The organism is Streptococcus mitis B6 (genome assembly GCF_000027165.1).
GTDB lineage: Bacteria > Bacillota > Bacilli > Lactobacillales > Streptococcaceae > Streptococcus > Streptococcus mitis_AR.
In genome coordinates this window covers 1,461,603-1,485,597 of record NC_013853.1, presented here as the reverse complement: position 1 = coordinate 1,485,597, position 23,995 = coordinate 1,461,603, and the positions used below count along the sequence as shown (strand labels likewise).

At 37.4% G+C, this 23,995-nt stretch carries 26 protein-coding genes; 20 read left to right on the top strand and 6 right to left on the bottom strand.

Annotation, left to right across the window (positions count from 1 at the left end):
• Positions 1–82 precede the first annotated feature (82 nt).
• On the top strand, positions 83–922 hold the full coding sequence (locus SMI_RS07495) for a thymidylate synthase (RefSeq protein ID WP_000158612.1): 840 nt from the start codon (positions 83–85) through the stop codon (positions 920–922).
• A gap of 47 nt (positions 923–969) precedes the next feature.
• Here SMI_RS07495 and SMI_RS07490 read toward each other — a convergent pair whose 3' ends face one another.
• Positions 970–1,140 (bottom strand): DUF3042 family protein, encoded by a 171-nt coding sequence (locus SMI_RS07490; RefSeq protein ID WP_001051780.1) that lies wholly within the window; start codon positions 1,138–1,140, stop codon positions 970–972.
• A gap of 120 nt (positions 1,141–1,260) precedes the next feature.
• On the opposite strand from SMI_RS07490, the gene miaA reads away from it, so the two are divergent.
• Genes miaA through SMI_RS07465 form a run of 5 tightly spaced genes read left to right on the top strand, consistent with a single transcriptional unit; the run spans position 1,261 to position 5,712 of the window.
• Complete coding sequence (gene miaA, locus SMI_RS07485; protein WP_000850208.1) at positions 1,261–2,145, top strand: tRNA (adenosine(37)-N6)-dimethylallyltransferase MiaA; 885 nt, start codon at positions 1,261–1,263, stop codon at positions 2,143–2,145.
• Positions 2,138–3,376: a GTPase HflX gene (hflX, locus tag SMI_RS07480; RefSeq protein ID WP_000567353.1), complete on the top strand. Its 1,239-nt coding sequence runs from the start codon at positions 2,138–2,140 to the stop codon at positions 3,374–3,376. Before miaA ends, hflX begins: the two co-directional genes overlap by 8 nt.
• Complete coding sequence (locus tag SMI_RS07475; RefSeq protein WP_000129677.1) at positions 3,369–3,992, top strand: hypothetical protein; 624 nt, start codon at positions 3,369–3,371, stop codon at positions 3,990–3,992. Before hflX ends, SMI_RS07475 begins: the two co-directional genes overlap by 8 nt.
• Positions 3,993–4,006: 14 nt before the next feature.
• Positions 4,007–4,936 carry a ribonuclease Z gene (gene rnz, locus SMI_RS07470; RefSeq protein ID WP_000354332.1) on the top strand — a complete coding sequence of 310 codons (930 nt, stop codon included), beginning with the start codon at positions 4,007–4,009 and terminating at the stop codon, positions 4,934–4,936.
• A 20-nt stretch (positions 4,937–4,956) separates the two neighbouring features.
• Positions 4,957–5,712, top strand: coding sequence for an SDR family NAD(P)-dependent oxidoreductase (locus SMI_RS07465; RefSeq protein WP_001142136.1), 756 nt, complete (start codon positions 4,957–4,959; stop codon positions 5,710–5,712).
• A gap of 37 nt (positions 5,713–5,749) precedes the next feature.
• Here SMI_RS07465 and SMI_RS07460 read toward each other — a convergent pair whose 3' ends face one another.
• From SMI_RS07460 to SMI_RS07450, 3 genes are all read right to left on the bottom strand, one after another.
• A complete protein-coding gene (locus SMI_RS07460) occupies positions 5,750–6,655 on the bottom strand; it encodes a helix-turn-helix domain-containing protein (RefSeq protein ID WP_000429574.1) in 906 nt (301 codons plus the stop codon).
• Between the two features lie 303 nt (positions 6,656–6,958).
• On the bottom strand, positions 6,959–7,171 hold the full coding sequence (locus tag SMI_RS07455) for a hypothetical protein (RefSeq protein ID WP_000603807.1): 213 nt from the start codon (positions 7,169–7,171) through the stop codon (positions 6,959–6,961).
• Entirely contained in the window at positions 7,168–7,731 is a 564-nt protein-coding gene (locus tag SMI_RS07450; RefSeq protein WP_000391900.1) for a DUF3990 domain-containing protein, read from the bottom strand. The genes SMI_RS07455 and SMI_RS07450 overlap by 4 nt, the downstream gene beginning before the upstream one ends.
• Positions 7,732–8,183: 452 nt before the next feature.
• On the opposite strand from SMI_RS07450, the gene SMI_RS07445 reads away from it, so the two are divergent.
• From SMI_RS07445 to SMI_RS07420, 6 genes are all read left to right on the top strand, one after another.
• Positions 8,184–9,158, top strand: a complete 975-nt coding sequence (locus SMI_RS07445) for a choline-binding protein C (protein ID WP_000797312.1) — start codon at positions 8,184–8,186, stop codon at positions 9,156–9,158.
• 57 nt (positions 9,159–9,215) lie between these two features.
• Positions 9,216–9,773 carry a hypothetical protein gene (locus tag SMI_RS07440; RefSeq protein ID WP_000410824.1) on the top strand — a complete coding sequence of 186 codons (558 nt, stop codon included), beginning with the start codon at positions 9,216–9,218 and terminating at the stop codon, positions 9,771–9,773.
• 74 nt (positions 9,774–9,847) lie between these two features.
• Positions 9,848–10,261, top strand: a complete 414-nt coding sequence (locus SMI_RS07435; protein WP_000669445.1) for a hypothetical protein — start codon at positions 9,848–9,850, stop codon at positions 10,259–10,261.
• A gap of 377 nt (positions 10,262–10,638) precedes the next feature.
• Positions 10,639–11,271, top strand: a complete 633-nt coding sequence (locus tag SMI_RS07430) for a hypothetical protein (RefSeq protein WP_000476185.1) — start codon at positions 10,639–10,641, stop codon at positions 11,269–11,271.
• 129 nt (positions 11,272–11,400) lie between these two features.
• A complete protein-coding gene (locus SMI_RS07425; RefSeq protein ID WP_000214765.1) occupies positions 11,401–14,163 on the top strand; it encodes an AAA family ATPase in 2,763 nt (920 codons plus the stop codon).
• A complete protein-coding gene (locus SMI_RS07420) occupies positions 14,150–15,385 on the top strand; it encodes a hypothetical protein (protein ID WP_001205854.1) in 1,236 nt (411 codons plus the stop codon). The genes SMI_RS07425 and SMI_RS07420 overlap by 14 nt, the downstream gene beginning before the upstream one ends.
• Positions 15,386–15,595: 210 nt before the next feature.
• Here SMI_RS07420 and SMI_RS07415 read toward each other — a convergent pair whose 3' ends face one another.
• On the bottom strand, positions 15,596–16,504 hold the full coding sequence (locus SMI_RS07415) for a LysR family transcriptional regulator (RefSeq protein ID WP_001222593.1): 909 nt from the start codon (positions 16,502–16,504) through the stop codon (positions 15,596–15,598).
• Positions 16,505–17,085: 581 nt separating this feature from the next.
• Here SMI_RS07415 and SMI_RS07405 point away from each other — a divergent pair.
• The 8 genes from SMI_RS07405 (at position 17,086) to SMI_RS07370 (ending at position 23,193) form a co-directional block, all read left to right on the top strand.
• Positions 17,086–17,184 carry a hypothetical protein gene (locus SMI_RS07405; RefSeq protein ID WP_419991996.1) on the top strand — a complete coding sequence of 33 codons (99 nt, stop codon included), beginning with the start codon at positions 17,086–17,088 and terminating at the stop codon, positions 17,182–17,184.
• Between the two features lie 76 nt (positions 17,185–17,260).
• Positions 17,261–17,368 (top strand): QVPTGV class sortase B protein-sorting domain-containing protein, encoded by a 108-nt coding sequence (locus SMI_RS07400; protein ID WP_020901952.1) that lies wholly within the window; start codon positions 17,261–17,263, stop codon positions 17,366–17,368.
• Between the two features lie 130 nt (positions 17,369–17,498).
• On the top strand, positions 17,499–18,233 hold the full coding sequence (locus SMI_RS07395) for an ABC transporter ATP-binding protein (RefSeq protein WP_012972550.1): 735 nt from the start codon (positions 17,499–17,501) through the stop codon (positions 18,231–18,233).
• Positions 18,234–18,245: 12 nt separating this feature from the next.
• Entirely contained in the window at positions 18,246–20,261 is a 2,016-nt protein-coding gene (locus tag SMI_RS07390) for an FtsX-like permease family protein (RefSeq protein ID WP_000283300.1), read from the top strand.
• A 926-nt stretch (positions 20,262–21,187) separates the two neighbouring features.
• Positions 21,188–21,916: a sensor histidine kinase gene (locus SMI_RS10830; RefSeq protein ID WP_231840203.1), complete on the top strand. Its 729-nt coding sequence runs from the start codon at positions 21,188–21,190 to the stop codon at positions 21,914–21,916.
• Entirely contained in the window at positions 21,897–22,493 is a 597-nt protein-coding gene (locus tag SMI_RS07380) for a response regulator transcription factor (protein ID WP_000698199.1), read from the top strand. Before SMI_RS10830 ends, SMI_RS07380 begins: the two co-directional genes overlap by 20 nt.
• A 47-nt stretch (positions 22,494–22,540) precedes the next feature.
• Complete coding sequence (locus SMI_RS07375) at positions 22,541–22,810, top strand: YqgQ family protein (RefSeq protein WP_000051786.1); 270 nt, start codon at positions 22,541–22,543, stop codon at positions 22,808–22,810.
• Complete coding sequence (locus tag SMI_RS07370) at positions 22,810–23,193, top strand: rhodanese-like domain-containing protein (protein ID WP_000259257.1); 384 nt, start codon at positions 22,810–22,812, stop codon at positions 23,191–23,193. Before SMI_RS07375 ends, SMI_RS07370 begins: the two co-directional genes overlap by 1 nt.
• A 32-nt stretch (positions 23,194–23,225) precedes the next feature.
• Here the strand turns inward: SMI_RS07370 and SMI_RS07365 are convergent, their stop codons facing one another.
• Positions 23,226–23,951, bottom strand: a complete 726-nt coding sequence (locus SMI_RS07365; protein WP_001235007.1) for a 16S rRNA pseudouridine(516) synthase — start codon at positions 23,949–23,951, stop codon at positions 23,226–23,228.
• Positions 23,952–23,995 lie beyond the last annotated feature (44 nt).

The following is a 23,995-nucleotide window of genomic DNA, read 5'->3' as shown; positions in this document are numbered from 1 at the left end:
AAAATGCTAACCTAGAGTTAGTAATGTTCCTCTTTTATTTTTTATGCTATACTAGTTAGGACAATGAATGAGGTGAAACGAAATGACAAAAGCAGATACGATTTTTAAAGAGAATATTGAACGAATCCTCAAAGACGGTGTCTTTTCTGAGCAGGCTCGTCCTAAGTATAAGGATGGGACAGTTGCTAACTCCAAGTACGTAACAGGTGCCTTTGCTGAGTATGATTTGGCTAAGGGCGAATTCCCCATCACAACCTTGCGTCCCATTGCCATCAAATCAGCTATCAAAGAAGTACTCTGGATTTACCAAGATCAGTCCAATAGCCTAGACGTGCTTAATGACAAGTACAATGTTCATTACTGGAATGACTGGGAAGTGGGAGATACAGGAACCATTGGTGAGCGCTATGGTGCCGTGGTTAAGAAACACGATATCATCAATAAGCTTCTCAAGCAGTTGGAAGCCAACCCTTGGAACCGCCGCAATATTATTTCTCTCTGGGATTACCAAGCTTTCGAAGAAACAGATGGGCTACTCCCATGTGCCTTTCAGACCATGTTTGATGTCCGCCGTGTAGATGGAGAAATCTATCTGGATGCGACCTTGACCCAGCGTTCGAATGACATGCTGGTGGCCCACCATATCAACGCTATGCAGTACGTGGCTCTTCAAATGATGATTGCTAAGCACTTTGGTTGGAAGGTCGGTAAGTTCTTTTACTTCATCAACAACCTCCATATCTATGACAATCAATTTGAACAAGCTCAAGAATTGCTTCGCCGTGAACCTTCAAATTGTCAACCACGTTTGGTCTTGAACGTACCAGACAAGACTAATTTCTTTGATATTAGAGCAGATGATTTTGAGTTGGTTGACTATAATCCCGTGAAGCCTCAGTTGAAATTTGACTTGGCTATTTAGCAACTAAAAAAGAAGTTGAGACAATGAATCCCAACTTCTTTTGTTGATTAACGCGATACGCGACGGCGCGCTGCTTTTTTACGGTTTTCTTCGATGAAAGCTGCTTTTTGTTCTTCTGGTTCGATCACTTTCTTTTTGAATGCGTAAACTGCACCTGCAACTGCAGCAACAGTTCCTGCGACACCTGTTACAAGACCTTTAGCGAATCCTTTAGCCATGAGTCTTCCTCCTTTATCTTCTTAATCAGCCAGCCTCCTCAAGAGGTCACATTTTTCTGACTGACCTTTTTATGTTATAATAATAGTAACGAAAAAATGGGAATTTTTCAAGGAAAAAAGATGAAAACAAAAATAATTGTGATTGTTGGACCGACTGCTGTTGGAAAAACAGCCCTTGCTATTGAAGTTGCAAAGCGTTTTAATGGCGAAGTGGTTAGTGGTGATAGCCAGCAAGTCTATCGAGGACTTGATATTGGGACGGCTAAGGCTAGTCCAGAAGAGCAGGCAACTGTTTCCCATCATTTAATCGATGTTAGAGAGGTAACCGAGTCTTACTCGGCTTTTGATTTTGTTTCAGAAGCTAAGATGGCTATTGTGGATATTCACAGCCGTGGCAAGCTAGCCATTATCGCCGGTGGGACTGGACTTTATATCCAGAGCTTGCTAGAAGGTTACCACCTAGGTGGGGAGACTCCTCATGAGGAGATTTTAGCTTATCGAGCTAGTTTGGAGCCATATTCAGATGAGGAGTTAGCCCAACTCGTAGAGCAAGCAGGTCTTGAAATCCCCCAGTTTAACCGTCGTCGTGCCATGCGTGCCTTGGAAATTGCTCATTTTTCTCAGGATTTGGAAAATCAAGAGACCTTGTATGAACCATTGATTATCTGCTTGGATGATGAACGTAGTCAATTATATGAACGTATCAACCACCGAGTGGATTTGATGTTTGAGGCTGGGCTTTTGGATGAAGCCAAGTGGCTTTTTGACCATTATCCAGATGTGCAGGCGACTAAAGGGATTGGCTACAAGGAACTCTTTCCTTATTTTCGTGGGGAGCAGAGTTTGGAGGAAGCTAGTGAGAGTCTCAAACAGGCGACTCGTCGTTTTGCCAAGCGTCAGTTGACCTGGTTCCGTAATCGCATGCAGGTTACCTTTTATCAGATTGGAGAATCTGGTGTGCAAGACCGCATTTTAAGCCAGATAGAGGAGTTTTTAGATGATTGATACGGAGAAAAAAGAGGAGCGAGTTCTGCTCATAGGTGTGGAATTGCAGGGCATGGACAATTTTGACCTCTCTATGGAAGAATTGGCCAGTCTAGCTAAGACAGCTGGGGCAGTCGTTGTAGATAGCTACAGACAAAAACGGGAAAAGTATGACTCCAAGACCTTCGTCGGATCTGGTAAGTTAGAAGAAATTGCGCTTATGGTGGAGGCAGAAGAAATTACGACTGTCATTGTCAACAACCGCTTGACTCCACGGCAAAATGTCAATCTAGAAGAAGTTCTGGGTGTCAAGGTCATTGACCGTATGCAGTTGATTTTTGATATCTTTGCCATGCGAGCTAGAAGCCATGAAGGGAAGCTCCAAGTCCACCTAGCCCAGCTCAAATATCTCTTGCCTCGCTTGGTTGGTCAGGGGATTATGCTCAGCCGTCAGGCAGGGGGAATTGGTTCCCGTGGGCCTGGTGAAAGCCAGTTGGAGCTGAACCGTCGTAGCGTTCGCAACCAAATCACAGACATCGAGCGCCAGCTCAAGGTGGTTGAGAAAAATCGGGCGACTGTCAGAGAAAAACGTTTGGAGTCGAGTACCTTTAAGATTGGGTTGATTGGTTATACCAATGCTGGGAAGTCAACTATCATGAACACCTTGACCAGTAAGATCCAGTATGAGGCAGATGAGCTATTTGCAACTCTGGATGCGACAACTAAGAGTATTCATCTTGGGGGCAATCTTCAGGTGACCTTGACTGATACCGTGGGCTTTATCCAAGATTTGCCGACAGAGTTGGTGTCCAGTTTCAAGTCGACCTTGGAAGAAAGCAAGCATGTGGACCTTCTGGTTCATGTTATCGATGCCAGCAATCCTTACCATGAGGAACATGAAAAAACAGTTCTTTCCATCATGAAAGACTTAGACATGGAGGATATTCCTCGTTTGACCCTTTATAATAAAGCAGACTTGGTGCAGGACTTTACGCCTACCCAAACTCCATATGCCCTCATTTCTGCCAAGTCTGAGGATAGTCGTGAGAATTTGCAGGCTTTATTTTTAGAGAAAATCAAGGATATTTTTGAAGTCTTTACCCTGCGCGTGCCTTTTTCAAAGTCCTACAAGATTCATGATTTAGAAAGTGTTGCGATTTTGGAAGAACGTGATTATCAAGATGATGGGGAAGTCATTAGAGGCTATATTTCTGAGAAAAACAAATGGAGGTTAGAAGAATTTTATGACTGATATCAAAAATTTGGCCCTAAAATATGGGGGCTATACAAGTCTGGACAAGATCTATCTGGATCAGCTTCTAGCTGGTAAAACAGAGCAGGAGCAGTTGGCACTGATCACACCTCCTCCAAGTGTAGTCAATGCTTACTTTGCAGAACTCTACCAGAAAAAGAGTCCTGAGGCTGCGACGGATTATTTTGCGGAACTCAGTCAGGAACTGAATCTTTACAATGCTGAACCTAGTTTCACCCTAGAAAACAAGCCTTTTATTCGGCTTAATCTGTCTGGCAAATCCTTTGGTTTTTGTTATGAGAGTGAGGGTCTGGGTCGGATTTTCTCTGAGAATGAAGAGAAGATTTCTGATGACTTGCTTTTTGAAATTGCACAAATTTTCCCCCATCAATTAGTTTTTGAGGAGTCTGGAAAAATTTACATGAAGCCTGTCGGAGATGAGGAAGTTGTTAGCGTGGAAAATCTCACAGCCTTGACTGATTTAGAAATCTTAGCAGATGGTCGCAAGCGTCTTAAAGGTTACAGCCAAGAGGAGTTATTACAAGAAGCTACAGCTTTTTCTGGCAAGCGCTATTTCCGATTGGAAAACCGCACAGCCATGTTATATATTGATTAATTAGAAAGTATCGAATGGATATTCAATTTTTAGGAACGGGGGCTGGCCAGCCCTCTAAAGCCCGCAACGTCTCCAGTCTCGCCCTGAAACTCTTGGACGAGATTAACGAAGTCTGGCTCTTTGACTGTGGAGAAGGTACGCAAAATCGCATTCTGGAAACCACAATTCGACCACGTAAGGTCAGCAAAATCTTTATTACCCACCTACATGGAGACCACATCTTTGGCCTGCCAGGATTCCTTTCTAGTCGTGCCTTTCAGGCCAATGAAGAGCAGACAGATTTGGAAATCTATGGACCTCAAGGAATCAAGTCATTTGTCTTAACCAGCCTTCGTGTGTCAGGTTCGCGCCTGCCTTACCGCATTCATTTTCATGAGTTTGACCAAGATTCTTTAGGAAAAATCCTTGAGACTGATAAATTTACGGTGTATGCAGAGGAGCTGGATCACACTATTTTTTGTGTTGGTTATCGTGTTATCCAAAAGGATCTAGAAGGAACGCTGGATGCTGAAAAGCTCAAGGCTGCTGGCGTCCCATTTGGCCCACTTTTTGGGAAAATCAAAAACGGTCAGGATGTTGTCCTAGAAGACGGAACTGAAATCAAGGCTGCTGACTATATCTCAGCGCCACGTCCAGGTAAAATTATCACTATTTTAGGAGACACTCGAAAAACGGATTCCAGTGTGCGTCTGGCTGTCAATGCCGATGTCCTGGTCCATGAATCGACTTATGGCAAGGGTGATGAAAAAATTGCTCGTAATCATGGCCACTCAACCAACATGCAGGCAGCGGAGGTCGCAGTAGAAGCAGGTGCAAAACGCCTCTTGCTCAACCATATCAGTGCCCGTTTTCTCTCAAAAGATATTAGCAAACTCAAGAAAGACGCTGCTAGTGTCTTTGAAAACGTCCATGTGGTCAAAGACTTGGAAGAAGTGGAAATCTAAAAGCTTGAGAAAGGAACAGTATGCCTACTATTCTCATTACAGGAGCTAGCGGTGGTCTAGCCCAAGAAATGGTCAAACTCCTGCCCAATGACCAACTCATCTTGCTTGGTAGAAATAAGGAAAAATTAGCCCAACTCTACGGAAAGCACCCCCATGCAGAATGGATTGAAATCGATATTACCGATGACTCAGCCCTAGAAACTCTGGTAGCAGACCTCTATCTCCGCTATGGCAAGATTGATGTCTTGATTAACAACGCTGGTTACGGGATTTTTGAGGAATTTGACCAGATTTCTGACCAAGATATTCATCAGATGTTCGAGGTCAATACCTTTGCCCTGATGAATCTGTCTCGTTGCCTTGCGGCTCGAATGAAGGAAAGTCGAAAAGGCCATATCATCAATATTGTCAGCATGGCTGGTTTGATTGCTACTGGCAAGTCTAGTCTTTACTCAGCGACCAAGTTTGCGGCTATTGGTTTTTCAAATGCTCTGCGTCTCGAACTCATGCCTCATGGTGTTTACGTAACGACAGTCAATCCAGGGCCAATCCGAACAGGATTTTTCGACCAAGCCGACCCAGATGGCACCTATCTCAAGTCGGTTGACCGCTTCCTGCTAGAGCCAGATGCAGTTGCTAAAAAGATTGTCAAGATTATGGGAAAAAACAAACGAGAACTCAATCTTCCGATGTTGTTGAACCTAGCCCATAAGTTTTATACTCTCTTTCCCAAGCTAGCTGATAAGCTGGCTGGGGAGACTTTTAATTATAAGTAAAAAAGTTGTTCCTAAAATGGAGCAACTTTTTTTACGATTAGAACAAATCAATACCAGTCTTATTTAATGCGTGGCAATGATAGGTGAAGGCGTTGATAAAATTAGAGTAGTATTGCTGATCAATAAATTTTGCGCTTTGAAGATAATTAAATAGATTTTTGGCTAGGGGAATAGCCTCAGGTTTATTCCATCTAAATTGATTGTAAATATGTTCAACTTCTAGGAACATGAGGGGAATAGCCAGATATCCTCGTTCGAAGGTCTGAAGTGATTTAATTTTTTTAATAATATCATCAGCCTTTTGATAGTACCCTAGTTCAGAGAAGTATTTTACGGAGAAAGTGAGAGCATTTAAAATACGGATGTAGGTGTCAGTATTGGCACTTTCTTTGTACATAAGTAATAATTGTTTGGTCATATGGTCAATAAGTTCCATAGGAGAATGATTGACGATGACGCGATAAATTTCAAGTTCGATACTATTAAAGACATCCGATTTCATTAAATGATTGATAATGTTTTGAATCCTAGCAACAGTTTCTGGACTCTTTGCTATGGTTGGATAATGTCTTAATTTAATAGATTTGAAAATCATCTCTGCTTGAAGTGGATTGTCTTTTAGATAGACATCAAATAATTTTTCGTATTCTTCAATGTAAGTGAGGATATCTTCTTCATGAACCACATGCTTGCCAAATTCAATAGCAGGTAATTCTAAGCAGTCTCCGCCTTTATTTGCATAGGCGAGAACAAAATCATTCCATTCAACTCCGATAACAATTAACAGTTTGGCAAAGTTTTCAAGTGAAATTCCTTTTTCTCCTTTTTCAAATTGACTTAGGAACTGTGGTGATACGATATCTGAGGCGGCTTCCTTTAGGCTGAGTCCTCGTGCTTCGCGCAGGTACTTAAATGTAGCTCCAAATGGATATAGGTTTTCCATAAATAGTCTCCTTATATACTTCTAAGACTATTATACAAAAATTTAGAGAAAAAAATGGAGAAAGAAAACTATAGTTACAAAATATTAGAATTCTATGCTATTTTTTGTTTTTATGAACAAGATTGAAACTATAGTTTAAATGACGAAAAAATAGATAGGTAATGTACAATCAGTTCTGTAAACACAAAAAGGAATAAATTCCTTATAGTAGAGTTAATATCTCGTACTAGAAAGAGATTTGTTCCTTTTTGTGGTCATGAATAGTTTTTGAGAATATTTGATGAACCAAACTCAAATGACTTATTAATGCACTGAGTAACGGTGGGCAATATCTACGATATTATCAGCTATAAGGTCTGCGGTTAAATGAGAACCTCCATTATCTAACTCTTCAAACCAGTTTTCCAATACGACATTTGTAACAGGAGAAACAGTATCAGGAGCAATATGATAATTATTCCTTAAAAACTGTTCTACTTCAGCTCTGAGAGTTTGTTTTTCATTTGACAAAATCATATCGTTTCCTCCTTAACTAGGGTTAGTTTATCTGCAATTTTTTGACTACATATACACAATTGCGTATCATCCTGATATTTTCCCAAAAGAATTTTAGCAGTTTGTTCTAAGGTATTCAACCCTTGGAAATAATTATCTAAAGTTTCTTTCAATCGTGTAACTTGACCATCAAGAACTGGACCAAATACTGCTGAAAAATGATGAATATTATTTCCAGACTTAGCATCTAACTCCAACCTATTTTTATAAACAAACTGAAAGTATTCTTTGTCAATTTCAAAAATTTTAGTTTCAGAATTATCAAGTTCTTGAAATTGATAACTTAGAACAACCGATTTTACATTCGGATTAAAAGGAATTTCATCTTTTGTTTTCCGCTGAGCCCATTTAATTGCTTGGCTGAGCTTAGATGTCACATAAAATCCTATACCAAAATCACAGTTACGTTTACTATGATAGACATCTATTCCATCTTTCAAAGAAGCAACTTGAGTAGATGTCGTTCCGTGATACCAAATTTTTGTACTGCTAAACTCCTTATTAAAGTTTAACTCTTCCATAAAATAATTATAGCATTTTTCTAGGATTTACGCACCTACTACCTGTTTCAATTCTAGTTTAGATAAGTCAACTACTTTAAAATCCTTCTAAAACTATTATACAAAATTTTAAAGAAAATACTTGAAAAAGTAAACTATAGTTACAAAATATTAGAATTCTATGCTAATTTTTTATTTTAAAAATTATATTGAAACTATAGTTTAAATGCCAAAAAATTTAAATATCTATTATGGTATGATAAGGGAGAGAATAGTTAATAAAGCTAGCTTGTTATACTAGTATAACAAGGATTGACTTATCACTCAATCCTATTCTATTAGCCATCGAAGGAGAAAATGCTATGGGAAAAACTTAAACACTTGACACTAGAAAAAAATTATATTTACTTTTAAGGTTATAAGACAATTATCAAAAATTTTTAGAAAAATAGAAATATATAAGGAGTTTTGTTATGAAAAACAGAAAAATGTTGGCCTCTTCTTTACTAGCTGGTGCTTTATTGTCAGTAGGTTATGTAGCTTCTAAACCGACAGAAGTTCACGCTTTAACAGATATGAGTGTCAAGGATACTCAAAATCCCTTGAAAATCACCTTGATACAGACAGATGGAAGTTATACAGTAGATACACTTTTGGTTGACCTGCAAAGAAGTTCTACAACTAATGATAATACACATCTTGATTTTGATCTAGTTAATGAAGAAACCGGGGCACTTGCTTCTTCATACTCTTTTGGACGTTTTGGAGGAAGTAATAGAATAAAAGAGGGAATTAATATAACCTTAGTAAAAGATGGGAACTATCATCTGGATATTTACAGTTCAGATGATTTTGGAAAACGTTACTTTGGACGTTCAGAAGTTTTTAAAATTTCTGGACATAAATACTATCCGATTAAGAAGGTTGAGACACCAAAAGCGACTGAAACTCCAAAACAATCTGCTAGCTCTGCCTCAGGTCAGACTGGCTGGTCAGGTTCTTCTTACTACAAAGCTGGTGTGAAAGTAGTGAATCAATGGATTTTTGATGTTCAGTACAATTCCTACTTCTACCTAAATGCTTCAGGTAATTTTGTTCAAAATGCTTGGTCAGGCAACTACTATCTTAAATCAGGTGGTTACATGGCTAAGAGCGAATGGATTTATGACAATAACTATCAATCATACTATTACTTGACAGCAGAGGGTAGCTATGCCCGTAATACTTGGGCTGGAAGTTACTACCTCAAATCAGATGGTAAAATGGCTAAGAGTGAGTGGATCTATGATAGTAGCTACCAATCTTACTATTATCTAACATCAGAAGGAAGTTACGCCCGTAATACATGGGTAGGTGACTACTATCTCAAGTCAAATGGTAAGATGGCGGTTAACGAACGTACCCCAGATGGCTACCAAGTAGATGGCTCAGGTAAGTGGGTGAAATAAGGAAATAATCTATACTGTAGATAAAACTTATTTTAAACAGGGAGAAAAGAGAAAATAATGGAAAAACATGAAAACCAAACGAACGAAGAAGTGACAGTAGAAAAAGTCGAAGAGACTACGGAAAGAATGGAAGAATCAATTCATGAAGTAGTGATAGAGAAGCCTGATAGAGTAGAAGCAATCAAAAAAGAGGCAGCAAGTTTTGTAGATAAAGCTGGAAAACAAATCGAAAATCTAGATATGGATGGTTCGATTGAAAAAATTAAAAAATTATTTGAAACAAAACCTCTACAATCTATCGGAATAAGCCTAGCTATCTTTCTTGTTCTGTTCTTTGGAGTTCGCAAATTAACCAGTGATCCATTAGATGGAACTTATGAAATTTTAACAAGACGTGATCATTTAGTCATGGTGATTAAAGGAAATTCTGGGACCGTCATCTCTGAAGATTCAGACGGAGACAAAGAAAAAAGACTAGTGAAAATTGATAAAAAAAAGAAAGAATTGACAATCACAGACGATAAAGGAAGAGATTTAGGAAAAACAAAATATATGTTAAAAGATAAGGAACTTTATCTTCAAGAGCCAGATCAAACCTTTAACCGAGTAAAATAGACTACACATTCAAAGCTTACCTCAGTACCCTAAAAGTTACTGGGGTAGGAAATTGTATACAGGGAGAATATCAAATGAAATTTAAAAAATTAATAACTCTAGCCAGCTTGGTTGGCCTAATTACTTTCTTATTGCCTGTTGTTTCATCAGGTAATCAATCACTAGCTCCGGTAAGTGAACATGTTTCAGAATATTTACATGTACCATTATGGTATCTATTTTTGATTTGGTATGGAGCGTTTGTGATTACTTTCTTATTGTCTTTAGTTATTGGAAAAGGAAGAGTGCTTCAAATTATTACATCGATCATAGTTATTCTATTAAGCCTATTTGGAATTTTTGTTCATTTTTCACTAACACAAGAATTGGTTGGAAGATCGACTTTAGGTTTTGGAGCGATTCTATATTATGTCTGTGTGTTGATAAATATTTTTGCGGCAATAATGATTATGAAAGGTGATAAAGCTACTAATGAAAAAATGAATTAAATAATTTCATTTCAGTAGTAGTTGGGATGGATGTACTAGTAGAAATTCTGCATTATATAGTGATAAGAAAGGTTTTAGGTTAAAATGAAAAAATTTTATTTCGCTTTCCATTTTGGTATTATTTAAATCCAATTAATTTTTTAGGTGTAGGTGTATTAGGTTCTATCACCTATTACAATACTGTAAAATTCTTTTCAGAAATTGCTGAGTATGAAAAATTCCACGTTACTCATTCGCAAAGTCAATTTTCTGTAATGTTGAATATTGTGTTAACTATAATTTTGGCAATTATCAATATTCTATTGTATCCGTATGTATTTTCTTACATTTTTAAGGTAGTCTCAAATATTATCCCAAAAGGATTTTTCTTCAGTTTAATGTTTAAACAAATAGGTGCGGCCTATAGAGAAGAAATGGATAAAGGGGATATTTATTTACATCATAGAATCTATTATGATTCACGTGGATATCCTACATCACTTGTACCAGTATATGATAGAGCAATTGATCGTGCCCTTGACGCACTTGGTAATATGTTTGCTATCCAGTTTGGAATTAGGGTTATATGTATTAGTCTTGGGATAGTAGCTTTATTTGCATCATGGTATTTTACCATCTTTTATGGTTGGATTTTTGCTATTAAATATAATCGTCAACATCCTCCAAAAAAAAAGAGTCAAAATGAATCAGTAAAAATGCCTTCAATGCAAAAAGTAAATTCAGTTCCTGAAGTACAGGGGAGTGAATTGGACTTTGAAAGTCCAATATCTAGTGTTCATAGAAGTCAAGAAATGCCTTCGCAAAAAAGAAAAGTGTCTGATTTATTAACTCAGGAAAGGGTAGAAAAGGCTGGGAATATTTTGGAAAAAATGCTATCAATCTTACTTAGAATTAGTATTGGATTTTTCAAAGTTTTAGGAAAAGTTGTATTGTTTACTTTTAAAGTTACGGGGGGAATTGCTAGAGGTATTGAGCATTCTGTGGAAGATTCAATCAGAAGAATGTTTTAGTCAGTTAAATTAAAACTTAAATATTACATAAAACTGATAGATAGATTAATAAATGATAAAATCTAAATGAAATGATATCTATAAGTCATTTTATTTAGATTTTTCATGGTTTAGAAAGATATTAAAAAAATGACAACATATAAAGTAGGAACAAGTTTTAGTTCATGGTCTTTTGGAGATGCTTATTCGAAGGCTAAAGATGGGGATATTCTTGCATTTGAAGAAGGTTTTATGCTTGAACTACCAGCAGGAAGACATTATAAGATAGAAAAAAGTATCAAAATAGTTGGACAAATTTCTGGGACCGAAGGTGGAGGAACGCTTTATCACAATACTATAGCAGCGACTCTGAGAATTATGAACGGCGTTACAGTTCAGTTTGAAAATATTTGGTTTCAAGTAGATGACCACCGTTGTGCTTTAGTAATAAAGGGTAATTCAACTGTCGTTCTAAATACTGTATACTTTAATGAACAATTAGAAAATAAACAATTTTTCATATTAGTTGAAGGTAAGTCAAAATTGTCAATCGAAAATGCAGGAAATCAATTATATAATGGTTCTTACAGTACAACATCAATTAAAGTTAGTAATTCTACTCTAGAACTAAAACGTGCTGAGTTAAATATAAAATTGAATGCAGATAAGGGTTCTTCTATTCAAATGGAAGATACAGTGATTGAGAGATGGGGTTCAAATATATTAAATATAAAAGATTCATCAGTAACTTCCATAAATACCGTCTTAAAAGGGGGGGACGCTGAACAAGCATACCCTGCTGTTTTTTTAAGTCGTTCTACTGCAAAATTTAAAAATACAGAAGTCATTCAACCGTTGTATCAAGCAGCTGTTTGTTTAAAAAATAGTTCTAGTCTTGAATCAACTGGAGATTCTTTGACATCAATAAGGGCAATTAGTAGTCGAATCTGTATAGAGCAAACGGTCATTAGGGAATCTCTTATGTTAGAATCAAATTCATTTTGTAGAATTAGTGACTATGTTGATATCAAAGGGGAGAACGAGGAGAAAGTTGATATTTATTGTTGGGCTTCTGTCTTAATAGCAAATACAATAAAATTAAATCGTAATGTTACCCCCAATATTCGCCTTTCAGAGAATTCATACCTAATTGCAGATACTATTCTTAAAGAATTTGAAGATACGAATGGTATAATATGGGATATTTCAGATGATAGCTGTAAAATTTTGAATGAAGAGAGTACAAATTCTGAACCACAAGAGGAAATCAGTGAGACTATCGAACGCGATTATGAGGAAGAATTGTACAGCTTGATTGGTTTAAATAATGTAAAAAAAGAGGTCCAAAAATTACTCAGAACAGTCGAATTCAATCAAAAAAGATTATCAGAAGGTCTTCCAATTCAAGAACAATCTCTACATTCTGTTTTTACAGGAAATCCTGGTACAGGGAAGACAACTGTAGCAAGATTGTTAGGTAGAGTTCTATTTGACAGAGGTGTTCTCCCTGGAGATGAATTTAAATTTATTGAGGTTTCAGAGTCGGATCTTATTGCAACACATATTGGTGAGACGGCAGTACAAACGCAAGCAATATTGGAGAAGGCTAAAGGTGGAATCCTCTTTATTGATGAAGCATATACTTTAAATAAAGGAAAATCTTCTCAACATAATTTTGGATTAGAGGCTATAAACACGATTCTAAAGTATATGGAAGATTACCGCAATGAAATTATGATTATATTTGCGGGGTACACTAAAGAAATGGAACAGTTTTTTGAAACAAATCCTGGATTAAAGTCACGTGTACCAAATACATTCTTCTTTGAGGACTATTCTGGTGATGAAATTGTCGAAATGGGATTGAAAAATCTTCAGAAATCTTCGTATCAACTTGAAGACGAAGATTACTATGCTATGAGAGTCAAGCAGGCCTATAGTCGCTCGTTAGATCATAGTAATGGACGATGGATTCGTAATTTTAATGAACACTTGATGAGAGCTTTAGCCAATCGTGTTGTTGAGACGCAGGTTGATGACTATGTGACAATTATCAATGAAGATATAGATGATGTCCTTCTTCAAGGCACCCAACAACCAGAAGAAAATCAAAAAGATGCTTTGGAACAACTACAAAACTTGATAGGAATAGAGAAAGTTAAAAAACAGGTTGAACAATTTATTTCATTAGCAGAGTTGAATAAGAAGAGAGAAGAGCAAGGTGCTGCTGTGAGTGAGTTCTCACTACATTCGTTATTCTTGGGAAATCCAGGGACTGGTAAAACCACCGTAGCTCGTATCGTAGGAAAAATTCTGTATCAAAAGGGAATTATTCCTCAAAATAAATTCATAGAGGTATCCCGTAGTGATTTAGTAGCTGGGTATGTAGGGCAAACGGCTATCAAGACGCAGGAAGTATTGAAATCTGCTTTAGGAGGAGTTTTGTTCATTGATGAAGCATACACGCTATCAAATTCTAATGAAGATCGATTTGGTAAAGAAGCAATTGATGAGATTCTTAAATTCATGGAAGATCATAGAAGAGATATTGTCATTATCTTTGCTGGATATACAAAGGAAATGGAAGAATTTCTCTCAGTAAATTCAGGACTACCAAGCCGAATTCCAAACACTTTTGATTTTGAAGATTATACAGCGGATGAAATTATTCAAATTGGTTTATTAGGATTAAAAAATCAAGGATACTTTATTGATGTGGACTATTATACTCAAACTATTGAATCTTTGTATAACAAAATCAATGATTGTAGTAATGGTCGCTGGATTAGAAATATCAATGAAAAAATCATTAAGAATTTATCAATTAGAGTATCACGTGATAACGTGACTGATTTATCGACAATAGATAAAGTCGATATTGAGAGAATGATGCTAGAATATGAGAGATTATAAAAATATGGAGAATCGTTTGAAATTACTAAATAAACTAATGGTGGTGCTTTCTTTTATAATAGGCTTATTTTCACTTGTGAATTCAGCCCAAGCTGACAATACTGCCTACAACCAACTATTGCCACAAATTACTGAGAAGTGGGAGAGCAAACATCTATTTGAAAATAATGCTAATAGACTTGGTTACGCTTTGATGGATATTGATAAAAATGGGACGGATGAGTTATTAATCGGTCTAATCAATCTAATCAATGGTGAAAAATGGGAACTGTTTGAAGTATATTATATGAATGGTAATACTCCCACTCCATTATTTGATAGATTTTGGGATACAAGTCTTAGAATGGGGACAGTTATTAATACCTACACAGATGGAAGTATTATTGTTTTTGAAAGTGTTCCAGGGATTATGTCATATAGATTGTTTCAACTTTCTAAAGAAAATAAAGAGCCAACTTTAATTAAACAAAGTCAATTTAGAGCAGGAGAAGGTGATCTAGACGAGTTAAATCTTGATTCTAAAACAAAAATAGACACCTCAACTATTGAATATACTTCTCTAAATCTCCCGATTATTGGAGATAATATGGATCCGAATCCTCCTATGCCTAAGTCCCTTGTCGATGCTAAAATTGGTGATGAAATTCCTCTCCCATCCGAATTAGTAGGTACTTGGATTAATAAAGAGCCAAATAATGGTACTAAGCCTGGTAGAGCTTCATCACTTATTTTAGGAGAGGATGGAAGCTACACTGGAACCTTTAAGGATGCAGATATTAGAGGGAAATTATCTCGCCTTAAAAAAGTGAGTGGGAACGGGTTTATTGTCTTAAAAGATGATCAGGAGGAGCAAGGGTTTGCTTTTAGTGTCGGTTTAGGTGGAGGTTTGCCTCCTGGTGAGCGAATTGATTTAGGAATGGTATTGGAGGGACGGACTTTATATTCTGTGTCATGGCAAGTCAAAGAAGGAGCAGAAGACTACTCCAAACCGACTAAACAAGTAGCCTTTGTAAATCCAAATTATGGTCCTAAGAAAATAGATAAAAAAGCAGAACAAGAAGTGGCGAAACAAGGTGATACAGTGGCAGAATCAACTCAAGACAGTAGTGAGGAGATAAAGCCAGAACAAAAACTATTTGGGAATATCCCAGTATTTGGACTGGTTGTGGGAGCTGGACTCGTCCTTGTTTTAATCCTTGCTATATTTTTGTTTAAAAAATAAGATTTTATAAAATCCTCTTGATTTATTATTAGAGAAAAAACCTCAAGAACTAGGATTGAAAACTGATTCTTGAGGTTTTTAGGTTATTCGATTTAGAGTGATTTTCATACTCAATGAAAATCAAAGAGCAAACTAGGAAGCTAGCCGCAGGCTGTACTTGAGTACGGTAAGGCGACGCTGACGTGGTTTGAATTTGATTTTCGAAGAGTATCAACTATCAAACTGGACTTCTTCTAGTAAATAGTCGATAAAGCGTTCGCCCATCTTGGATAAGCTGGTTTTTTCATGCTGGATATAGACTAGCTCAATGGAGTCGTCAATATCCAATGGGATAGAAACGATATTGTCTCCGTTGAGGTTGCTGTTCAAAATCCCTGTCGCAATGGTATATCCGTCCAGACCAATCAAGAGATTAAAGAGGGTAGCACGGTCGCTGACTACGATAGATTTCTTGTGGTGTTCTTGGGACAGAATCTCTTCTGAAAAGTAGAAGGAGTTGTGCGTCCCTTGGTCATAGCTGAGGTAAGGGAAGTTTTCTAAATCAGATAGTTTGACCTTATCTTTCTTTGCCAGAGGATTGGTCTTGCTGACAAAGATATGAGGCTGGGCGGTAAAAAGATGGTGAGCCAGCAGGTGGTTGTCATCCAGCATTTTGGTTAAAACATCACGGTTGTAGCTGTTCAAAAATAGGACACCGACCTCACTGCGGAAGTTCTTGACGTCGTCGATAATCTCCCAAGTACGAGTTTCACGAAGGAAGAGCTCGTATTTCTCCATATCGCTTTTCTTGAGCAGAGAGACAAAAGCGTTGACCACAAAGGCATAGTGCTGGGATGAAACGCTAAAAAGTTCGCGGTGGGCGACAGGATTTTTATAACGTTCCTCCAGAAGTTGGGTCTGCTCGACAACCTGACGGGCATAAGAGAGGAACTCCATCCCATCACGGGTCAAGGTGATACCCTTAGGATTACGAATAAAGATTTCAATGCCCATTTCATTTTCCAAATCTCTTACTGCATTGGAAAGACTCGGCTGAGTGATAAAGAGTTGCTTGGCTGCCTCATTCATGGAGCCAGTTTCGACGATTTTGATAATATAGTGTAATTGCTGAATTCTCATGTTTTTATTGTACCACACTTGCCTTAGAATCGCCAAAGATGATAGGAAAATCAGGGGGAGTGTGTGTGTCTCTGTAAAGTAACTAAGAAGAAAATTCTAAATAATTTAAGAAATAGTGTAAACAAGTAGCTGAGCAAGAGATTGTTCAGCTGTTTTTTAATTGAGAACTATAAAAATTTTACTCGAAAATAAGAAACTTGCACGATTTACTCATTACTTATCCAATACTAGAGTTTATACTGGTTATTGTAAAGATGATCATCCAAAAGAAGGAAGGAGGCAACCTTATGGCTAAAAATACAAATCGTTTAGAAATTGATTCTCTAAGTTTTGAGGTTGAAAACCAAGAACTTTTCGGGAAATCAGAAGCTTGTGGGATACAGCTTTTAAAATGACAGTAGCAGGTCTCTGTGGATTGTATTTCACCTATTCCTATGAGTGTACGAGAAATAATGTTCGCTGTTAGATAAAACAAAAGGAAAATTCTAGTGTTTTATTTCAAAACATTGACAACATTTTGATTTGGTGTTATATTTACGGGAGAAATACAAATAAAACAATATAACTTTGAGATTGATTCTTTGGATTATGCAATTAATAGCCAAGAGTTGAATGGTAAATCTGCTGCTGGGTATGGTACGGCTGTTAGATTAACAGCAAAGGGGCACTGTGGTTGGTGATTTACATATTCTTATGAATGTATTTCGCCAAACGTGCGTTGTGGATAAAACTCTCTTTTTTTGACAGGAGGATAAAATGGAAGGAATTATTGGAACACTAGACTTCTATGCACCTGTACTGGTCTTAGGAGTTGTTGTCATAGGGATTGTTTACTTTATGAAAAAAAGAAACGATCGCAAATAATCAACATTGACCGATACCTGAAAAAGGCATCGGTTTTTTATAACTTGAATATATTGCACAAAATACTCATGCCAAACCTTGAAAGGAACCGTATAATGAGAGAGTAATAAATAAACGGAGGAATGAAATGATGAAACAGCTTATTGTAACAGGATTAACGAAAACATTTGGTCAAGGGGATAATATCGTTCATGCTTTATCAGATGTGAACTTGTCCGTTGAAAAAGGCGAATTTCTGGCAATTATGGGGGCTAGTGGTAGTGGAAAAACAACACTTCTCAACTGTATGTCAACGATTGATAAACCAACATCAGGTGAGATTCGATTTGAAGATTTTGATATCATCCATGCCAAGGAAAATGAACTAGCTGACTATCGTGCTAAAAACATTTCCTATATTTTCCAAGCCTACAACTTGGTGGAAACCTTGACAGTTTATGAAAATATCGTCCTACCTCTCCAGATTCAGGGGAAAAATATCAAAAAACATCAGGATAAGATTGAGGAAATTTTGGATAAGTTGGCCATTCAAAACTTAAAAGATAAGTTTCCTAATCAGTTATCAGGTGGTCAGCGACAACGTGTGGCAACTGCTAGAGCCTTGATTGATGATTCTAAACTGATTATCGCAGATGAGCCGACAGGAGCCTTGGACTCTGCCAATTCTGAAAAACTGATGGCACTTTTGCAGGAAATCAATAAAAGTTTTGGTATTACCATTTTACTGGTTACGCATGACCCTGCTGCAGCAAAGTATTCCTCACGGATGGTGCTACTTAGCGATGGAAAGATTATGGATGATTTGGAACGTAACAGCTTATCTAATGAACAGTATTTGCAAGAGATTTACAGCCGTACCAGATAGGAGGGGGAGAGTATGTATCCAAAATTGATTTTACGAAATGTATTTCGAAATTTACAGACCTATACCATCTATTTTTTCAGTCTGACCTTGATTTATAGCTTGCTCTACGCTTTTAATGCTTTACCAAGCCATCCAGTGATGCAAAGTTTATCAGGAGCAAAGGAAACGTTGACGACGGTGATGAGTCAGTACATGGGCTTGCTTTCCTATCTGATTCTATCAGCGATTGCCTTTCTCATCGTTTACTCCACAAATTTTGTGCTGGGACGGCGCAAGAAAGAGTTGGGACTTTATGCAACGCTGGGAATGAAGAAGAAGCAGATTATCCGTACCCTGTTCTTTGAAACCATGCTGGTCAATATCTTTTCCTTGATTCTAGGTTTCTTGCTTGGAGTGATCTTACTGGTCATTCTAGCTAAGATTGCATCTGAGTTTTTTATGGCTAATTACTTTGGTAATCTGCTTTTCTTTGATAGCAAGTCTGTCATCTTACTAGTTTATTCCTATTTGGTCACCAGTTTTATTGTTGGTGTCATGGACATTCTTACCTTTAGAAAGCAAAATATCATTGCACTCATTCAAGAAAATGGGGTCAAGAAATCTGTCTTGGCAAAAGGCAAGCCAGTTCTTCAAGCACTTCTCTTTATTCTTTCGACAGCTGTTATCGGTTTTGGTGCTCTCTATTTTTCAGACTATCACCATCTATCATTCTTGAAAAGCTGGGGTATCTTGCTGGTATCTGTCTTCGTGATTTTTGTGATTTTATTTTACAATACCTTGAGCCATTTTATCTTGGTCTCCCTTAGAAAACTGCCTCAAACCTACTATAACAAACTAAACACTTTTAAAATCCGTCAATTTTCAAAACAAGCTGATAGTAATTCGGTCACGTTGGCTGTCTTATCCTTGACCTTGACACTGGCTCTCAGCTTACTCGTTTTTAGTGGTAGTGCCTATACGACTATGAACCGAGAGCTGAACAAATACTCACCTTATGATGTAACTGTCAATCTTTATCGTGGTCAAGAGTTCCAATTTGCTCAGGATTCTGTAAAAGATAGGCTGAAAGCAGATGGATTTGACTTTAACCTCATCAAAGAGGAGTACAGCTATCCTATCTATTCTAGTGATTTAACCTATAAAGATTTGATTGATACTAGCAATCTCTGGGAGCATGATAAGAAACTTCCTGAATCAAAAGTACCGATTTTAGGAATTTCTGCCTACAATCACCTCCGCAAACTGCAAGGGAAAAAAGCGGTTGACTTGGCAGAAGACCAATTTCTAGTCAATGCCAATTATAAAGGAACTGCCAAGCAGATCCAGGACTTTCTATCAACGACAAAAACCCTCATGATTAACGGTCATTCTCTCAACCTTGCCTCTTCAAAGCCACTTGAAACAGTTTATTTTTTATCTTCAGTAACTACAAATGACTCAGGAACCTTAATTGTACCAGATAAGGTAGTAGTTGGATTGACGGAAGACCACACGACCTATGTTGCCAATTTCAAAGAAAATATCGACAAACGGAAAGTAGAAACATTCTTAAGTCAGTGGATAGAAAAATACTACTTCACTCGTGATGGAGCAGAGTTGAATTCGTTCACCTATCAAACGAAAGGAAGTATTTTTGAGGTTTACCTTGGATTTATGGGCGTCATTGTCTTTGTCATGATTTTTGTCAGTGTTATTTTTATCATTATTTCCCTCAGTATCTTGTCCCTTCAAACTTCTACAAGTGCTTTAGATAGTGTGAATGATTATCAAATCTTATACCTTCTTGGGAACAAGAGAAAGCAAAATCGCTTTATTCTTTTGCAACAGATTCTAAGTTATTTCTTGGTTCCGCTGGTCATCGCAGGTCCTCTAGCACTTGCCTTGAGTACCGCTCTTTTGGGCTATTTTGAGAATTTCGCTAATACCAGCATTTCTATTGATATCACCTATCTGGGAGTAGCGGTTTTACTCTTTGTTCTTTACTTGCTAGTGACTTACAGAGTAAGTTGGCAAATTATTGAAAATTAAGTCAAATACCAGAGTTGCCTATCCGACAATTCTGGCATTGTGTTATAATAATATTAAAGTAGTTCAGGAAGTAGATACATATGAAACAGTTTGTCAAATCGCTCTCGAAAAACTCACTTTTATTGTGGTGGTTGACGATTTTTAATCATCTAGCTTTAATGATTTATATTTATTATAGGATTCCCCTGGACTTTTCGACAGATTTTTCCTTGCAGATGGTTTTATTGCTGATTATTGCTTTAATTGCATTTAGTTATATTTGTAATATTGTGACCTTTCGGTACAGTGAGTTGAAACTTTGGTTGCTTCTGATGATGTTTCTTATTAGCTGGCAATCCATATTTAATCAAGGAGTTACGAGCACTCTGTTGCACTTTTTTGATATTCTTCATCCGCTCAACTCTTTTTTATTGGTATATAGTTCTCTGTCTATTATCTTTCTGGGAGAGAAAATAGGAGAAGAACTGTTGAGTGTGTCCTTTGTGTTGACACTAATCACCGTTAGTTCGTATCTGTTAAGTCCTTCAATTTTTCTATTTCTGTCCTTGTTTGCGTCTTTCTTTTTAAACCTTGTTCCCTTGATTTTACTGATTTTATATCATAAAGAGTTGAAAAGTAAACTCAAGTATCAGAGACGAAATTTGTGGATATTAGCTTTGATATTGCCTCTTTCTTATTTCTTTTTGTATATCAATACGAGGGGCTCAGGAGTGATGAACCTAGTCTGGTATCTAGAAATTCTTGGTATCTTAGCTTTTTTACACTTCAAAACGATTGTCAGCTCTCTTCAAAAAAAGGTATCAGAGTTGAAATTGTCCTATATAAAAGCTTTTTCACGCTTGTTTTTACTGGTTATGTTTTTGTTAGTAGGTATTTTCATCATCTTTCATTTAGACTTAAACACGAGCTTTTTGGTCTTGAATATCATGTTACTATTGTTCGGGATTTGTTCGGAAGAATTGATTCGCCTCTTTCGTTCTGCTGAAATGCTAGATGCTAGGGATTATGTAAAAGTTCTCTTTTTAAAGCGTAACCGTATGGTAAAAAGTCTGCTGGCAAATGAAGACACAGAACAACAGTTTTCGGAATTTCTTCACAATGAAATCCTGCAAAATGTGATGGCAATAAAAAATTTCAATAAATATAGTAGTAATCAAGCTTTTGGTGAACAGATCAATCTGGTGACAGAGGAGTTGGTTCAGCGGATTCGTGAGCGGATGGATTATTATCAGCCAATGGTAGAAACAGACGAGCAGTTAGACATCCAGTATCAAGGGCTGATTAATCGGATTGTCAAGCGCTATCACGTAGAAAATGAAGTCGTCACACAGTTTCCTGCCCACTTTAGGCTTTTATCTCCTTACGATAAAATTGCCTATCGTCTGGTTGAGGAGTTGGCGACCAATGCCGTTAAGTACGCTAGTGGTGGAAGGATTTCTTTGAAGATTGATGTGCATGATGACGCTATTTTTATCATTTCTGAAAATAACTGCCTTCAAACAGAAAAATCCTTAGGTTATGGCTTGAAAAATATGTCTAATAAAATTAGTGTTTTAGGTGGTCAAATGCAGATTTTTGAAAATAATAAGAGATTTCGTGTAGAAATTACTCTCCCGATTGATAAGGAGTTGTGTTATGAAAATTTTGTTAATTGATGATCATAAATTATTTAGCCAAAGTATCAAGATGATTTTAGAGTTATCGGAAAACATTAAAAAGGTCCAGTTAGTAGATAATTTTTCGACTATTTCGGAGATTGCTTTTAATGACTACGACATTATTTTGATTGATATCAACCTGACGAGTCTGTATCAAACTGATGGGCTGACCTTGGCACAAGAGATTATCGACAATGGTTGTTCTAGTAAGGTTGTAATTTTGACAGGTTACAGTAAAAAAATGTATGAACACCGAGCTAAAGTTATGGGGGTTTATGGCTTTCTGGATAAAAGTATGGACCCAGATGAGTTGGTGAAAAAACTGGAAAAGATTTATCTAGGTGGTAAGGTCTTTTCAGATGAAGTGATGGTAGAGATGCTAACACCACGAGAAATCGAGATACTAGAACTGGTTAGAAATGGCTTGACCATTGATGATGTCTGTGACAAGGTCTATGTGAGTAAACGTACAGTTTCTAATCACTTGGCCAATATCTTTTCAAAATTAGGAGTGGCTAACAGGCAGGAGGCGATTCATATCGCTGAGCAGTTGGGCTATTTTCCACCAGATTAAAAAGTTGCAGAAGATGCAGCTTTTTTAATTTCTGTGATACTTCTTGTGTGAGTCTCTTCTTGAAAAAAACACAAAATTTTGCTAGAATGAGTCTTATGAAAACATTCTATGATGTGCAGCAGTTCCTCAAACAATTTGGTATTATTGTTTACATGGGAAAACGCTTATATGATATTGAACTGATGAAGTTGGAACTCTCTCGGATTTACGATGCAGGGTTGATGGACAAACTGGATTATCTAGAGGCAGAAGCAGTTCTTCGCAGAGAGCACAAGGTAGAATTGGATTATATTGAGAAAAATGGAGAAAAGAACTAATGGTTACTTGGATTTTGTGGGCACTTATACTGGCAATGTTGGCATGGATGGGCTTTAACTATCTTCGTATTCGCCGTGCGGCTAAAATCGTAGACAATGAGGAGTTTGAAGCCTTGATTCGTACAGGTCAATTGATTGATTTGCGCGACCCAGCAGAATTCCACAGAAAACATATTCTTGGAGCTCGCAATATTCCTTCAAGTCAGTTGAAAACTAGTCTTGCAGCCCTTCGTAAGGATAAACCTGTTCTTCTTTACGAAAACCAACGTGCGCAACGTGTCACAAATGCGGCCCTTTACTTGAAAAAACAAGGCTTTTCTGAGATTTATATCCTTTCTTATGGTTTGGATTCTTGGAAAGGGAAAGTCAAAGTTGAGAAATAAGAAAACGAGCTTGGATGTTCCGAGCTCATTTTTTAACCACTTTTTCTGAGAAATTCACGAACGCTTGTTAACTCTTCTGAGTTTAGGGGTCGATAGTCTCCTGCTTGAAGATTGTCATCCAAGCTCCAAGGTCCAAAATGGGTACGTTTAAGGGAGGTCACCTTGACACCAACAGAGAGAAACATTTTCTTAACCTGATGAAATTTTCCTTCTGAAATGGTGATAGAGGCTTGACTGAGGGAAGGACTTGCAGATAGAATCTCTAGTCTTGCAGCTTTACAAACAGTGCCATCTAAAAAGACAATTCCCTTTTGAAAGGTTTGGATATGGTCAGGTGTCAGAAGTCCATTAACCTCAACTTGATAAGTCTTATCGACATGGTACTGAGGATGAAGGAGTTGAAAGCCCAAAGGGCCGTTATCGGTCACGAGGAGGAGACCAGTCGTATCTCGGTCCAGTCGACCGACGGCATAGAGCTTATCAGACTGGATGTCAGGAGGAAGGAAGTCCATGACGGTTGGAAGTTTCTTGTCTTTGTTGGCTGTAACGACACCAGCAGGCTTATGAAGCATAAGGTAGGTGTGCTCATAACCTTGAATGATTCGGCCCTGAAAAAGGAGTTCTTGTAGTCCTGTATCGATATTTTGGGCTAGGGAGCGGGCTGGGCAACTATCGACGAGAATGTCCCCTTTGAGTAAGGCTTGTTTCATGGCCTTTCGGCTGATTTTTTCTTGGGCTAATAAATTATCTAAACGCATACTGTGCCTATCTTATCATAAGTCGCTCGCTTTGAAAAGGCTTG